This window comes from Variovorax sp. OK212, assembly GCF_900112425.1.
GTDB lineage: Bacteria > Pseudomonadota > Gammaproteobacteria > Burkholderiales > Burkholderiaceae_C > Variovorax.
Window position 1 is genome coordinate 44111 of the sequence record NZ_FOLP01000033.1, and the last position, 14030, is coordinate 58140.

Genomic DNA, 14030 nt, shown 5'->3' on the forward strand with positions numbered 1-14030 from the left:
GCGAGCACCCGGACGACGCCAATACGCCATCCGGGGCCCATCGACAACTACAAGGAGACACCTGGAATGATCCGTCGGACTTTCCTGCCCGCGCTGGCCATGGCGCTGGCTTGCGCCGCAACCCTCGGCACCGCCCATGCGCAGCAACCCACCCGCATCGTCGTGCCCTTCTCGGCCGGCGGCGGCACCGACCAGTACGTGCGCCTGCTCGCCTCCGAGCTCACCAAGCGCGGCAACCTGGTCATCGTGGAGAACAAGCCCGGCGCCAGCGGCATCGTGGCGGCCGACTACGTCGCGCGCTCGCGCCCCGACGGGCTGACGGTGCTCATGTCGTCGCTGAGCACGATGACCAGCAACACCGTGCTGTACGACAAGCTGCCCTACGACCCCGCGAAGGACTTCGCGCACGTGACGCAGATCGCCTACCAGCCCGCGATCATCGTGGGCCGCATGGACCTGCCGTACACCAACATCAAGGAGATGGTGGCGTACGCCAAGGCGCACCCCGGCAAGATCAACCGCGGCTCGCCGGGCGCGGCCATCCTGACCAACCTGGCGCCGCTGTCGTTCGAGAAGATGGCGGGCATCAGCACCGCGCACATTCCGTTCCCCGGCGACGCGCCGGGCATCCAGGCGCTGCTGGGCAAGCAGATCGACATTCACGGCACGTCCATCACCGGCCCGCTGCCGCACGTGAAGGCCGGCAAGCTGCGCGTGCTGGGCGTGATGGACAGCCAGCGCCTGCCACAGGTGCCCGACGCGCCGACCTTCAAGGAACAGGGCTTCGACATCGAGGCGCCGCTCTGGTATGCGCTGTCGGTGCCCGCGGCCACGCCCAAGGACGCCGTCAACCGCCTGAACAGCGCCGTCAACAAGCTCGTGACCGACCCCGAGTTCATCAGCCGCGCACGGGCCATGGGCATGGAGCCGCGCGGCGGCACGCCGGAAGAAATCACCCGCTTCATCCGCACCGAGCACGAACGCTGGGCGCCGCTGCTGCAGAGCCTGAACCTGGCCAAGGAAGCGCAGTGAGCGCCTCGCGCAATGGCACAGCCCACGGCGTGGCCCATGGCGCGGCCAGCCACGAGTTCAGCGGCTTGTTCGACGGCACGGTGGCGCTGGTCAGCGGCGCGGGCCAGGGCATCGGGCAGGCGATTGCGGCCCGGCTGCTGCAGGCCGGCTGCCGCGTGGCCATCACCGACACGCAGCTCGACGCGGCCCGCCAGGCGGCGCAGGACACCGGCTTCGGCACCGACCGCTGCCGGCCCTACGCGCTGGACGTGCGCGACACCGCGCAGTGCGAGGCCGTGGTGGCAGACCTCAACGCGGCCTGGGGGCCCGTCGGCGTGCTCGTGAACAACGCGGGCATCGGCGGGCGCAGCACCTCGGCCGACGCCGCCGCACTCGGCGAAGACCTCGACCGCGTGATGGCGGTCAACGTGAAAGGCGTGCTCAACCTGACGCTCGCCTGCGTGGCCGACCTCGAGCGCACGCGCGGCGCGGTCGTGAACGTGGCGTCGATCACCACGCTGGTGGCCACGCGCGCGCACATTGCCTACGGCGCGTCGAAGGGCGCGGTGGGGCAGCTCACGAAGTTCCTCGCGCGCGACCTCGGGCCGCGTGGCGTGCGCGTGAACGCAGTGGCGCCGGGCCTGGTCATGACGCCCATGACGCGGCACGTGGCCAACGATGCGGACCGCTTCGGCACGATGGTCGAACGCACCTTTCTCAAGCGCGCCGCCGAGCCCGATGACATTGCCGGTCCGGTGGTGTTCCTCGCGTCGGCGCAGGCGCGGTACGTGACGGGCACGATCCTGCCCGTCGACGGGGGCTATACGGCGAACTGAGCATGCCGGCCGCGCAACACGGCCCATAGGGCCCGCCTACTTCAGCGCACCGGCCAGCAACGCCGGGCACCGCGCAAGGCACGCAGCGCGGGCGCCCTGCCCCTGCAGCGAGTCTTCCTTCATGCCGGCGAAGACGAGCAAGCCGGTCGCCGCGAAGGTGACGGCGGCGAAAGCCAGGGTCCACACGGCGCGGGTCATTGGCGTTCTCATCGGGCCGCTCCCTGGCGCGCCGGGTCCGCGGCCCGCACGCGCGGCGCGATCGCCACGAAGTTGCGCGTGGCGCCGCGCATGACCAGCAGCGCCACCGTGTCACCTTCGCCGACCGAGCGAAGCGCCGCATCGAAGTCGTCCAGCCCCGACACGCCGGTGTCGTTCACCGCGAGCACCATGTCGCCGAAGCGCAGGCCGGCCTGTTGCGCCGACCCGGAAGCGCTCTTCACGTAGAGCCCCGCATCGGCAGACCCGATGCCGAGCGGGCCCTTGCGCTGGGCGAATTCAAGGCCGAGGCGCAATTCGCGCGCCGCGTCCGAACCCATGCCCATGCCCTTGCCCATGTCAGTGCCCGCCAGGCCGGCCGGCACCACGTCCGCCGCGCCGGCGGCCACCGGCACCTGCAGCGACAGCGCGGCTTTCCGGCGCCAGACGCTCAGCGTCAACCGGCTGCCGGGGCGCGACGACGACACGCGCTCCTGGATGTCGGCATAGGCCATGGGCGCGGCCGCATCGACGGCCAGCACGACGTCGCCGCTGCGCAGTCCGGCGTTCTCGGCCGGGCTGCCCGCGTCGACCCGCACCACCAGTGCACCCAGCGGCGCACGCAGGCCGAACGCCGGCGCGAGGTCCGCGCTCAGCGCCTGGGTTCGCGCACCGATCTGGCCGCGCGTCACGCGGCCGCTGGCGCGCAGTTCGTCCGCCACGCGCATGGCGGTGTCGATCGGCAGGCTGAACGACACGCCGAAGTAGCCGCCGCTGGCCGAATAGATCATCGAGTTCATGCCGACCACGTCGCCGCGCCCGTCGAACAGCGGACCGCCCGAGCTGCCGGGGTTCAGCGCGACGTCGGTCTGGATCAGCGGCACGCCGTTGCCGCCCGGCATGTAGCGCGGATTGGCGCTGACCACGCCGGCCGTCACGCTGCGCTCGAAACCGAAGGGCGCGCCCATCGCGGCCACCCATTCGCCGGGACACAGGCGGCTGCTGCGGCCCATGGTCACTGCGGTCAGGCCGGTCAGGCCGGTGCCGGCGATCTTCAGCAATGCCACGTCGGTGCGGCGGTCGAAGCCGACCAGCGTGGCGTCGAAGCGGCGCTGGTCGGCGGTGGCAACGACGAACTGCCGCCCGCCGATGACCGCGTGCGCGCTGGTGAGGATGTAGCCGTCGCTGCGCACGATGAAGCCCGATGCCATGCCGCGCCCACCGCCCTGGCCCTGCCCTTGGCCCTGACCCCACGCGGCCGAAGGACGCAGGTTGCGGGCAGCAGTTCCCGCGGCATCGGCGGCGCTGGCGTCATCGGCGTCATTGGCGTTGTCCGCGGCACCGCGCCAGTCCCCGCCCAGCCCCGCGACGCTGACCCCCACCACCGCCGGCCCCTGCCGCGCGGCCGCCGCCACGAAGTCGACGGCGCCCTGCGCCGCGCAAGCACGCTCCTGTGCCCAGCCGGCCGGGCCCGCCAGGGCAGCGCTCACCCCGAGCAGCGCGGCGGCAACGGCGCGCATCGCGGGCGCCATTCAACGCACCAGCAGCACGGGCACGGTGCAGGCGGCCAGCACCTTGGTGGCGACCGAGCCGAGCACCAGGTTCGTCAGCGACCCGTGGCCGCGCGAGCCCATCACCAGCAGGTCGAAGCCGCCCTGCTGCGCGAACGAGGCGATCTCCTCGGCCGCGTGCCCGACCTTGTGCACGAACCCTGCCGCAAAGTCCTGCGCGGCGAGCAGCGCGCGCACCGGCTCCAGAACCGTGCGGGCGTCGTCCTCGTAGTAGCCCTGCACCAGCTCGCGCCCCGCGAAGGCGGCGGCGCGGTGCGGCACGGGCGGCACTGCGTGGAACACCGTGAACGCGTGGCCGGCGCCCGACCATTCCTTGTGGGCCAGGAGCCAGGACAGCATGCGCGCCGTGTACTCGCTGCCATCGACGGCCAGCAGGATCTTCATGGTCTTTTCCTTCTCTCGTTTCGGTTGGAAAGCGTCGCGATGCACGGCGCCTACAGCGCGGGCCCGAGCCCGATGGGCGCCGGCACGAGGTTCACGATGCGCGTGAACAGCGCGCTGTATTCGAGGTCGGCCACATGGCCGGTCAGCGGGTCGCGGTTGGTGGCGAAGGCTTCGTCGAGGTCGCGCCAGTCGTCCTCGCTCAGCACCCGTTCGGCCAGCGGAAGGATCTCTCGCTCCTCCTGCGCCATGTGCTCCAGGTAGAAGTCGACGTACCGCCCCATCGCCTCTTCGAAGGCGTCTCGGCGCGGCTCGCCGAGCATCTCGAACGCGAGCAACGCGTGCTCGACGTTGCGGATCTTGCGTTCGCCCCAGGCATGGTCGTTGTCGAGCTTGTCCATCAGCTCGCGCGACAGCGGCGTGCGCGCGCGCAGCTTGGGAAACAGCAGCTCGGTCTCCTTGCGGTGGTGCCGCTTCTCGGGAAACTCGTCCACGTAGAACAGCATCGCGCGCAGCACGGCGAAGTCGGGCAGCGTGCGCTTGCGGCGGTGCTGCTCGAGCAGCATGACGATGGAGCGCAGCATGGCCGCCAGCGCGGCGTGCTCCTGGCGGATGACGCGAACGGCGACGTGGGTGGAGACCGAGGAAACCGTGGAGGCCCTGGAAGGAGACTTGGCTTGCATGCCCGTAGGTTCGCCGCTGCGCACGCGCCGGCCCTTGACGGATATCAAGCCCGCGCGTCGAAGCGCTCCCGATACTGGTTGCGCACCCTTCCATCCACTCCAGGAGCCATGCCATGTACCAGCGAATTCTTGTTCCCGTCGACGGCAGTTCGACATCCGGCCGCGGCCTGGGCGAAGCCATCCGCCTCGCCAGGCTCACCGGCGGGCGCCTGCGCCTGGTGCACGTGATCGACGAGCTCTCGTTCGCGCTCGCAATGGACGCCTACGCGGGCGACTGGCTCAAGGAGCTGCGCGCGGGCGCCGCGAAGCTGCTCGAAGAGGGCCGCGCGCAGGCCGCGGCGCAAGGCGTGGACGCCGACGTGGTGCTGTGCGACAGCTTCAAGGGCACGGTGCACGAGCAGGTGATCGCGCAGGCCATCGCATCGCAGGCCGAGGTGATCGTGATCGGCACGCACGGACGCCGCGGGCTCGGCCGCTGGGTCATGGGCAGCAGCGCGGAACACATCCTGCGCATGTCGCCGGTGCCGGTGCTGCTGGTGCGGGCGCCCGAGGAACTGGCGAAGGCCGAGTCGGAGCGGTTCACGCTGCCGGTGGGCGAGGTCGCGAGCCAGTGACGCACCCGCGTTGCCGGCCGTCAGGCCATCAGGCCACCGGCCCTACTTCGGGTTCGGCGAGGGAGGCGAGGTCGGCGAGGTCGGCGAATTCAGCGCATTCAACGGAATGCGCAGGTAGGAAACCCCGTTGTCGTCCGGCGGCGGGAAGTGGCCGGCCCGCACGTTGACCTGGATCGCCGGCAGGATGAGCGTCGGCACGCCGAGCGTCGCATCGCGCGCCCTGCGCATGGCGACGAACTCTTCCTCGCCGATGCCGTCGCGCACATGGATGTTGTGCGCGCGCTGCTGCGCCACGGTGGTCTGCCATGCGGCTTCGCGCGAGGCCGGCGGGTAGTCGTGGCAGACATACACGACCGTCTCCGGCGGCAGCGCGAGCAGCGCGCGCATGGAGCGGTACAGCGCATGCGCATCGCCGCCCGGAAAGTCGGCGCGCGCGCTGCCGACGTCGGGCATGAAGAGCGTGTCGCCCACGAACACCGCGCCGTCGACCACGTAGGCCATGTCCGCCGGTGTGTGGCCCGGCACGCGCAGCGCCGTGGCCGGCGTCTCGCCGATCATGAAGGTCTCGCCGTCCTCGAACAGGTGGTCGAACTGGCTGCCGTCGGGCAGGAAGCCGCGCTCCAGGTTGAACAGCGTCTTGAAGGTGGCCTGCACCTCGCGGATGTGCGCACCGATCGCGATGCGCCCGCCGAACAGTTGCTGCAGATGGCGCGCACCCGACAGGTGGTCGGCATGCGCGTGGGTCTCCAGGATCCAGTCGACCTGCAGCTGTTGCGTGCGCACGCAGTCGATGAGGCCTTCGAGCGACTGCGTGCCGGTCCGGCCCGACTTGAAGTCGTAGTCGAGCACCGGGTCGACGATGGCCGCGCGCCGCGTCGCGTGGTCGTGCACCACGTACGAAACGGTTCCGGTGTGCGCGTCGAAGAAGGCGTGCGTGGTGGTTCGCTGGGTCATCGCGGGCTCCAGGGGTATCGTCGATCTATTGAAGAACAATATATTGATTGGTATAGTGTTGTCAACGCAATTCCCTTCGCCCCCTCGCCCACCTCATGCCCCGCAAGCCTCCCGTCATCGATCCCGAACGCCTGCGCGAAGGCGCAGCCCGCGCCGTGGGCGCCCTCAAGGTGCTGGCGAACGAAGAGCGCATGCTGCTGATGTGCCAGCTCTCGCAGCAGGAGCTGTGCGTGAGCGAACTCGAGGGGCAGCTCGGCATTCGCCAGCCCACGCTGTCGCAGCAGCTCGCGGTGCTGCGCAACGAAGGCGTCGTGAACACGCGGCGCGAGGGCAAGAACATCTACTACAGCGTGGCCGACCCGGCGCTGCTCGACATCCTGGCGGTGCTCTACCGCCTCTATTGCCCCAAGGAGACCGCCGCATGATGTCCATCGACTGGCAAGCGTTCACGCCGTGGTCGTCGCTCGCGGGCGGCGTGCTGATCGGGCTCGCGGCGGCCATGTTCGTGCTGCTGAACGGGCGCGTTGCGGGCATCAGCGGCGTGCTCGGCGGCGTACTCGGCGGGCTGCTGCGGCCCGCGCGCGGCGACATGGCCTGGCGGCTGGCCTTCGTGGGCGGCCTGGTGGCGGCGCCGCTGGTTTTCCTGGCGTGGGGTGCATGGCCGGTGCCGCGCATCGACGCGGGCTGGGGCGCCGTGGTGGCCGCCGGGCTGCTCGTGGGCGTGGGCACGCGCTACGGCGCGGGCTGCACCAGCGGCCACGGCGTGTGCGGCCTGTCGCGCTTCTCGCCGCGCTCGCTGGCCGCCACGGCCGCCTTCATGGCCGCGGGTTTCGTGACGGTTTTCGTCTTGCGCCAGCTGCTGGCCGGCTGAAGGAGAGGCACCATGCTCGCATTCACTTCCTTCCTCAGCGGCTTGCTCTTCGGCATCGGCCTGATCGTCTCCGGCATGGCGAACCCGGCCAAGGTGCTGGGCTTCCTCGACCTCTTCGGGCGCTGGGACCCCTCGCTCGCGCTGGTGATGGGGGGCGCCGTGGCCGTGGGCACGGTCGCCTTCTTCATTGCGGCACGCCGCAAGCGCTCGCTGCTGGGTGCGCCGATGCAGCTGCCCACCTCGCGCCGCATCGACCGGCGGCTGCTCGGCGGCGCCCTGGTGTTCGGGGCCGGCTGGGGCCTCGCGGGCTTCTGCCCCGGCCCGGGCCTCGTCGCGCTGGGCATGGGTGAAGCCAAGGCCGCGGCGTTCGTGGCGGCCATGCTCGCGGGGATGATGGTGTTCGAATGGCTCGAACGCCGCCGCGCCGCCCGCGCCCCGGTTCAGGCGTAGGAGCGCAGCCGCACCGAGAAATCGGCCAGCGGCGCAATGCCGCTGTCTTCCGCGCGCTCGCACCAGTCCTGCAGGCGCCGCACCAGCTGCTCGCCGGTGGCGCCCGAGCGTGCCCACAGCACGGTGAGTTCGCGGCGCATGGCGTACATGGTCTGCAGCGCCTGCGAGGCGCTCAGGGCCGACACCAGCTGCGCATGGCGCGACGCGCCGAGCGCGCCCTCGTCCTTGCCCAGCCATGACTTCACGCCGCGCAGCGCGCGCGCCTTTTGCGGCGCCTGCTCGCGCAGCCGGCCGAACTCGCGGCCATAGGCCTGCTTCAGCGAGCGCGTGTAGCTCGACAGCACGTCGTAGTGATGGCGAATGACGGCCTGCACCGTGTCCAGGTCGATGTCGGTGCGCGGCGCCACCAGCCGCGGCTTCGGCGCCAGGTGCTTCACCTTCGCCAGGCCCAGCGCCTGCAGCGTGCGGATGTAGAGCCAGCCGATGTCGAACTCGTACCACTTGCTCGACAGCTTGGCCGAGGTCGGAAAGGCGTGGTGGTTGTTGTGCAGCTCTTCCCCGCCGATCAGGATGCCGATGGGCGAGATGTTGGTACTGGCGTCGGCCGCGGGCCAGTTGCGGTAGCCCCAGTAGTGGCCGATGCCGTTGACCACGCCGGCCGCCCAGAACGGGATCCACGCGATCTGCGTGAACAGGATCAGCAGGCCCGGCACCACGCCGAACAGCGCCATGTCGAGCAGCCCCATCAGCACGATGCCCAGCACCTGGTGGCGGGTGTACAGCCTGCGCTCGATCCAGTCGTCGGGCGTGCCGTGGCCGTAGCGCGCCAGCGTTTCCTTGTTGGAGGCCTCGTGCGCGTACAGCGCCACGCCGCGCCACAGCACGCGGCTCAAGCCGTACACCTGCGGGCTGTGCGGGTCTTCGGGCGTCTCGCACTTGGCGTGGTGCTTGCGGTGCACCGCGGCCCACTGCTTGGTGACCATGCCGGTGGTGAGCCACAGCCAGAAGCGGAAGAAGTGGCTGACCGCCGGATGCAGATCGAGCGCGCGGTGCGCCTGGTGGCGGTGCAGGAAGATGGTGACCGACGCGATGGTGACGTGCGTGAGCGCCAGTGCAACGAGCACGTAGCCCCACCAGGGAAGATCGAAAGCGCCGGTAAAAAGCAGTGAATGCATGCGTGCCTCTTGAACGAAGAGGCGATTCTGCGAAGCGCGCGCCAAGGGACGCTTGCGCCAGATCAAGCGCGTTGCAGCCGCAGCCCGGGAACCGCACGGGCGCCGAGGCCTTGACGCACATCCATGCGAGAGGCGACCGCCGCTTTCATGCGGGGCCGGTTCTTCCACGACGCAGGCACCGCGCTGAAGGGCGCTGAAGGCGCGCTGAAGGGCGCTGAAGGCGCGCTGACCTGCGCCGAACCCGCACCGACGGCGCAAACATGCGTGCTACGCTCCCCCGGATTCCGGATGCTCCCCCTCCCGCATGAAACCCGCACCCCACATCGCGGTGCTCGACGATGAAGTCGACATCACGCAACTCCTGGCCAGCTACCTGCAGAGCCACGGCTTTCGCGTCACGCAACTGCACGACGGCCGCGCGCTGATGTCGCTCATGGCCGCCGACCCGGCCGACCTGGTGCTGCTCGACCTCGGCCTGCCCGGCGAGGACGGTTTTTCGATCGCGCGGCGCATGCGCGAAAACTGGCACTGCGGCCTGGTCATCGTCACGGGCCGCGGCGACGCGGTCGACAAGGTGGTCGGCCTCGAGGTGGGCGCCGACGACTACGTGACCAAGCCCTTCGACCTGCGCGAACTGGTCGCGCGCGTGAAGGCGGTGCTGCGCAGGCTCACACCCGCGGCACCCGTGGCGGCAACGGCATCGGCACCGGCGGCCTCGCCCGAGAAGATGCGCTTTGCAGATTGGCTGCTCGACACCGCCGCGCGCCGCCTCACCAACCCGCAGGGCGCGGAGGTGGCGCTCACCGCCGGCGAGTTCGACCTGCTCTGCGCCTTCGCGCGGCACCCCGGGCGCGTGCTGTCGCGCGACTTCCTGATCGAGCAGACGCGCGGGCGCGAGGCCGCGCCCTTCGACCGCACGATCGACGTGCAGGTCGGGCGGCTGCGCAAGAAGATCGAGGCCGACGCGGACGATCCGCAGCTCATCAAGTCGGTGCGCGGCGCGGGCTACATCCTCGTGCCGCCGGTCTCGCATGGTTGACGCGGCGCGCCACCTCGCCGCGCTCTCGCTGCCTTCGGGCATCGAGGAAGGCAGCGTGTTCCGCTCGCTCTTCATCGCCTACCCCGACTCGCTGCTGCTGGTCGACCAAGCCGGCGCCATCATGCTGGCCAACCCCTCGGCCGCGGCGCTGCTGGGCTACGCCCCCGACGAGCTCGTGGGCCTGAACGTCGACGTGCTGGTGCCCGACAGCATCCGCCCGCGCCATGCCTCCTACCGCGAGGCCTACGGCCGCGCGCCGCGCCCGCGCCCCATGGGCACGGACATGGAGCTGGTGGCCAAGCGCAAGGACGGCAGCGAGGTGATGGTCGAGATCGCGCTCAGCCCGCTGCAGGACCAGGGCCTGCCCTTCGTGGTGGCCGCGATCCGCGACATCGGCGCCTACCCGCGCGTGAAGCAGGCGCTGCAGCGCGCGCGCTACAGCGACCACCTGGCACAGCTCGGCCGCCTGGCCGTCGACACGCGCGACCTCAACGTGGTGCTCGAGCAGGTGCCGCGCATCGCCGCGGCGGGCCTGGAGGTCGAGGTGGCGATGGTGCTGCTGCTGGAAAGCAGCGGGCTCGAATTTCGCGTGGCGAGCGCGCTGGGCAACGTGCCCGGCGAGGAGATCGGCGCGCGCATTGCCAACCGGCCCGACACGCCGCCGGGCTTCGTGCTGTCGCAGGGCCGCCCGGTGGTCATTGCCGACTACCGCGAGGAGCGCCGCTTCGCGGTGCCGCCGGGCTACCTGGAGGCCGGCCTGGTCAGCGCGCTGGCGGTGCCGCTGTCGGACCGGGGCCGCGTGATCGGCATGCTGTCGGTGCGCTCCAAGGAGGCCAAGCGCTTCGGCGAGGAAGAGCAGCGCTTCCTGGAATCGCTCTCCAACCTGCTGGCCACCAGCCTGCAGCGCGTGCAGACCGAAGAGGCGCTCGCGCATGCCCAGCGGCTGGAAAGCGTGGGCCAGCTCACCGGCGGCATTGCGCACGACTTCAACAACCTGCTCACCGTGATCCAGGGCAACCTGCAGGTGCTCGAGGAACTGCCCGCGCTCGCGCAGGACGCCTACGCGCAGCAGCTCGTGGCGGCCGCCATGCGCGCCAGCCGGCGCGGCGCCGAGCTCACCGGCAAGCTGCTGGCCTTCTCGCGGCGGCAGGTGCTGCAGCCCGGCGTGGTCGACATCCATGCGCTGCTGCATTCGCTGGCCGACATGCTGCGCCGCACGCTCGACCAGCACATCCACATCGCGGTCGACACGCCGCCGGGCTGCCCGCCGGTGCTGGCCGACCCGGTGCAGCTCGAGTCGGCGCTGCTGAACATTGCCATCAACGCGCGCGACGCGATGCCCGAGGGCGGCACGCTGCACTTTCGCACCGAGGCCGGCACGTCGCCGCCACCCACCTTGAGCGCGCCGGGCGTGGAGCCGAACGCCGAAGGCCGCTTCGTCGCCATCTCCATCTCGGACACCGGCACGGGCATGACGGACGAGGTGAAGGAGCGCGTGTTCGAACCCTTCTTCACCACCAAGGCAGCGGGCCGCGGCACGGGCCTGGGCATGAGCACGGTGTACGGCTTCGTCAAGCAGTCGAAGGGCGCCGTGGCCGTCGACAGCCGGCTGGCCGCGGGCACCACGGTCACGCTGTACCTGCCGCAGCTCGAAGAAGCCGGTGACGAGCCTGCCGCAGGTTCGGCCATGGCCGAGGAACTCGCCGACGAAGCCATTCCGGCGGGCCTGCGCGTGATGCTGGTGGAAGACGACGCCGAGGTCCGCAAGGTGGTGCAGACCTTCCTGCTCACGCTGGGTTGCGAGGTGGAGACGGCGGCCAACGGTGAAGAAGCGCTGTCGGCGATGTCGAAAATTCCTGGTGTCTCCGCGCAGCGTGGCGAGCCCTTCGACCTGCTGCTGAGCGACATCGCCCTCGGCGCCGGCATGCGCGGCACGCAGCTTGCGGCCGAAGTGCAGCAGCGCTTTCCGCGCATCGCGATCCTGCTGATGTCGGGCTTCTCGTCGGAACTGCTGGACGCCGACCGAAGCGTGCCGCAGAGCTGGGAACTGCTGCCCAAGCCCTGCACGCGCGCCGAACTCGCGCGCGCCATCGCGCGGCTGCTGGCCGCGCGGTTGCCCTGAAGGCTTACTGCAGCAGGGCCGGCGCGGGCGCCAGGCAGCGCTGCACGAAGGCCGAGAGCGCGCCCACGTCGGGAATCTGCACGTCGCGGCGGCCCTTCTCGGCGAAGCCGATGACCTTGTCGCGCGCCAGCCGCGACAGCGCCCGGCTCACGCTTTCCAGCGTCATGCCCAGGTAGTTGCCGATCTCGGCGCGCGTCATGCGCAGCGTGATCTGGTCGGTGCGCATGCCGCGCTCGGCCAGCGACTCGGCCCAGTAACGCAGGAAGTCGGCCACGCGCGCATCGGCCGGCAGCGTGCACACCGACATCAGCGACTCTCGGTCGTTCGCGATCTCGCGGCTCATGGCCGCATGCAGCACCTGCAGCAGCGGCGGGTGCTTCAGGCAGGCGGCCAGCAGCGCGTCGTACGGCACGATCCAGACCTCGCCGGTGTCCATGGCGACCGCGTCGCAGGCGCAGTGCCCGCCCGCGATGCCGTCGAAGCCCAGCCAGTCGCCGCGAAACCTCAGGCCCACCACCTGCTCGCGGCCGTCGGCCGAGAGGTTGACGATCTTGAAGAAGCCCGAGTTCAGGATGTACAGGTTGTCGAAGCGCTGGCCGGACTGGTAGATCACGTCGCCGGTGCGCACCAGGCGGCGCTGCGGCCGCAGCCAATCGCTGAGCAGCTTCAGCGTGTCGGCGGTGTTCTCGGCGGCGGCGAATTCGATCATCTGGGGCTCCTCGGGCGGCGGTGTGCCGCGTGTGTCTTGTCGATGCATCGATGCTAGGCAGCGCCGCCCCGCGCAGTGCCAATGCTCGGCATCGGTCGGTAACGCTCGGTGAATGCTGTGTGTCCGGCGTGTATCAACGCCGCGGGACGCGCCGCGCGCTTGATGCACATCAAATCCGGCGCAGGCGGCGGGGCTAGCCTTGCGGCCTCGGACCATCACCCTCGCCATGCTCACTTCTTCCGCTCACCCGAACCTCCGCGCCCACCAGCCGCTGTCGCCGCAGGACGCGGCGGAACTGGCCGACCTTGCCCGGCGGCTGCGGCAGCTCGCGCAGGCCGGCGCCGTGCCGCCGCTGCTGCGCGGCAAGAACATCGGCCTGCTGCGCGCTTCGCACAACGGCGAGGTGTCGGTGCTGCTGCTGCAGGCCGCCCGCGAACTGGGCGCGCACGTGGCCACGATGCGCTGGAGCCTCTCGGGCGCCAGCCAGCCCGGCGAGGTGCGGCACACGGGGCGCATGCTCGGGCGCCTGTACGACGCGCTGGTGTGCCAGGGCATGGCGCCGGAGCAGGTGCGCCAGGTCAGCCTGGCCGCGGGCATTCCGGTGTTCGACGACATCGCCGCCGACGGGCACCCGTCGGCCGGCCTTGCCGATGCGCTGGGCGACGCGCCGGCGAGCGAGAACCGGCGCTTCGTGCTGCAGGCGCTGCTGGTGGACGGGTTGGCCTGAAGCGGCGTTGAGCCGGCCGCAAGGGTCCCGGAGGCTGGGGCCGAGTACGCGGGCGATATGCAGGGCAGCTTGTGCGATTCGGTGCTTGCAGTGCCCGGTGAATTGCACACGCCGGTTCGCAGGGTTTACACCGCTTGGCCGCGCGTGGGGGCTGCGGCATTCTGGCCTCTCCCGCCGCTCGCAGCACGATCCAGGAGCGAGCCTCGCCGCACCGGCGCCAGACCGCGACACACACGCATGCTCCACACCCTCAACCCCGCAACGCATGGGCACGCAAGGCCATTCAACGGCGTAGCTCCGGCGCAGGTCCGCGCCGTGGAACGAAGCCGCCGCCGGTCGGCTCGGCTGGCCCTCTAGATTCCACGCATGCCTGTTTCACGAACAGCCTCCACGCCACTTCAACGCGCAGGCTGTTCGCAGCCGCAGCCGCAGCCCCAACCTCCCCGGCCGTCGGCGTCCGGCGCGCCCTGGACACGCTTCAAGCGGTGGACACTGCAACCGCGCTCCGCGGGCATGGCCGTGGCATGGCTCAGTCTCTATCTGGTCCTGACCACGAACCGCGCACTGTGGAATGAACTGGCCCGCATCGGCGGCGTACCCAGCACCTACCTGCCCACCATCGCCGTCATGAGCCTGCTCACGCTGTGCGGCACGGTGGCCATCCTGTCGTTCACGGCCTGGTCGCGCTGGAT

At 70.7% G+C, this 14030-nt stretch carries 16 protein-coding genes; 9 read left to right on the plus strand and 7 right to left on the minus strand.

Translation table 11 applies throughout. The features are described 5' to 3' along the window. Positions 1 to 66 precede the first annotated feature (66 nt). Both BM004_RS38585 and BM004_RS38590 read left to right on the plus strand, forming a co-directional pair. Entirely contained in the window at positions 67 to 1032 is a 966-nt protein-coding gene (locus tag BM004_RS38585) for a Bug family tripartite tricarboxylate transporter substrate binding protein (protein WP_093131346.1), read from the plus strand. Beyond that, a complete protein-coding gene (locus tag BM004_RS38590; RefSeq protein ID WP_177206766.1) occupies positions 1029 to 1847 on the plus strand; it encodes an SDR family NAD(P)-dependent oxidoreductase in 819 nt (272 codons plus the stop codon). Before BM004_RS38585 ends, BM004_RS38590 begins: the two co-directional genes overlap by 4 nt. 36 nt (positions 1848 to 1883) lie before the next feature. Here the strand turns inward: BM004_RS38590 and BM004_RS41720 are convergent, their stop codons facing one another. Genes BM004_RS41720 through BM004_RS38605 form a run of 4 tightly spaced genes read right to left on the minus strand, consistent with a single transcriptional unit; the run spans position 1884 to position 4677 of the window. Further along, positions 1884 to 2057, minus strand: coding sequence for a hypothetical protein (locus BM004_RS41720; protein ID WP_218153061.1), 174 nt, complete (start codon positions 2055 to 2057; stop codon positions 1884 to 1886). After that, positions 2054 to 3562 carry a trypsin-like peptidase domain-containing protein gene (locus BM004_RS38595; RefSeq protein ID WP_256220266.1) on the minus strand — a complete coding sequence of 503 codons (1509 nt, stop codon included), beginning with the start codon at positions 3560 to 3562 and terminating at the stop codon, positions 2054 to 2056. Before BM004_RS38595 ends, BM004_RS41720 begins: the two co-directional genes overlap by 4 nt. Before the next feature lie 12 nt (positions 3563 to 3574). Continuing rightward, positions 3575 to 3997, minus strand: coding sequence for a universal stress protein (locus BM004_RS38600; protein ID WP_093221910.1), 423 nt, complete (start codon positions 3995 to 3997; stop codon positions 3575 to 3577). 50 nt (positions 3998 to 4047) lie between these two features. Beyond that, positions 4048 to 4677: a hemerythrin domain-containing protein gene (locus BM004_RS38605; protein WP_093131354.1), complete on the minus strand. Its 630-nt coding sequence runs from the start codon at positions 4675 to 4677 to the stop codon at positions 4048 to 4050. A 113-nt stretch (positions 4678 to 4790) separates the two neighbouring features. Between BM004_RS38605 and BM004_RS38610 the strand changes: the two genes are divergently transcribed. Further along, entirely contained in the window at positions 4791 to 5291 is a 501-nt protein-coding gene (locus tag BM004_RS38610; RefSeq protein WP_093221912.1) for a universal stress protein, read from the plus strand. A 42-nt stretch (positions 5292 to 5333) separates the two neighbouring features. Here the strand turns inward: BM004_RS38610 and BM004_RS38615 are convergent, their stop codons facing one another. Next, positions 5334 to 6245 carry an MBL fold metallo-hydrolase gene (locus BM004_RS38615; RefSeq protein ID WP_093221915.1) on the minus strand — a complete coding sequence of 304 codons (912 nt, stop codon included), beginning with the start codon at positions 6243 to 6245 and terminating at the stop codon, positions 5334 to 5336. 95 nt (positions 6246 to 6340) lie between these two features. Between BM004_RS38615 and BM004_RS38620 the strand changes: the two genes are divergently transcribed. Genes BM004_RS38620 through BM004_RS38630 form a run of 3 tightly spaced genes read left to right on the plus strand, consistent with a single transcriptional unit; the run spans position 6341 to position 7566 of the window. Next, positions 6341 to 6670: an ArsR/SmtB family transcription factor gene (locus BM004_RS38620; protein ID WP_093221917.1), complete on the plus strand. Its 330-nt coding sequence runs from the start codon at positions 6341 to 6343 to the stop codon at positions 6668 to 6670. Next, on the plus strand, positions 6670 to 7116 hold the full coding sequence (locus tag BM004_RS38625; RefSeq protein ID WP_093221946.1) for a YeeE/YedE family protein: 447 nt from the start codon (positions 6670 to 6672) through the stop codon (positions 7114 to 7116). Before BM004_RS38620 ends, BM004_RS38625 begins: the two co-directional genes overlap by 1 nt. Positions 7117 to 7128: 12 nt before the next feature. Next, the gene (locus tag BM004_RS38630) at positions 7129 to 7566 is read left to right on the plus strand and encodes a DUF6691 family protein (RefSeq protein ID WP_093221920.1); all 438 of its coding nucleotides are present in this window, start codon (positions 7129 to 7131) and stop codon (positions 7564 to 7566) included. On the opposite strand, the gene BM004_RS38635 is transcribed toward BM004_RS38630, so the two are convergent. Continuing rightward, on the minus strand, positions 7557 to 8741 hold the full coding sequence (locus tag BM004_RS38635; protein WP_093131409.1) for a DesA family fatty acid desaturase: 1185 nt from the start codon (positions 8739 to 8741) through the stop codon (positions 7557 to 7559). The two genes, BM004_RS38630 and BM004_RS38635, sit on opposite strands and share 10 nt — an antisense overlap. 304 nt (positions 8742 to 9045) lie before the next feature. Between BM004_RS38635 and BM004_RS38640 the strand changes: the two genes are divergently transcribed. Together BM004_RS38640 and BM004_RS38645 are read left to right on the plus strand one after the other, a co-directional pair. Then, the gene (locus BM004_RS38640) at positions 9046 to 9780 is read left to right on the plus strand and encodes a response regulator (RefSeq protein ID WP_093221922.1); all 735 of its coding nucleotides are present in this window, start codon (positions 9046 to 9048) and stop codon (positions 9778 to 9780) included. Then, the gene (locus BM004_RS38645) at positions 9773 to 11902 is read left to right on the plus strand and encodes a PAS domain S-box protein (protein ID WP_093221924.1); all 2130 of its coding nucleotides are present in this window, start codon (positions 9773 to 9775) and stop codon (positions 11900 to 11902) included. The genes BM004_RS38640 and BM004_RS38645 overlap by 8 nt, the downstream gene beginning before the upstream one ends. A gap of 4 nt (positions 11903 to 11906) precedes the next feature. Here BM004_RS38645 and BM004_RS38650 read toward each other — a convergent pair whose 3' ends face one another. After that, on the minus strand, positions 11907 to 12611 hold the full coding sequence (locus BM004_RS38650) for a Crp/Fnr family transcriptional regulator (protein ID WP_256220268.1): 705 nt from the start codon (positions 12609 to 12611) through the stop codon (positions 11907 to 11909). 226 nt (positions 12612 to 12837) lie between these two features. Here BM004_RS38650 and BM004_RS38655 point away from each other — a divergent pair, with 226 nt between their 5' ends. Beyond that, entirely contained in the window at positions 12838 to 13338 is a 501-nt protein-coding gene (locus BM004_RS38655) for a Rossmann-fold NAD(P)-binding domain-containing protein (protein ID WP_093221926.1), read from the plus strand. The last annotated feature ends 692 nt before the right edge of the window (positions 13339 to 14030 follow it).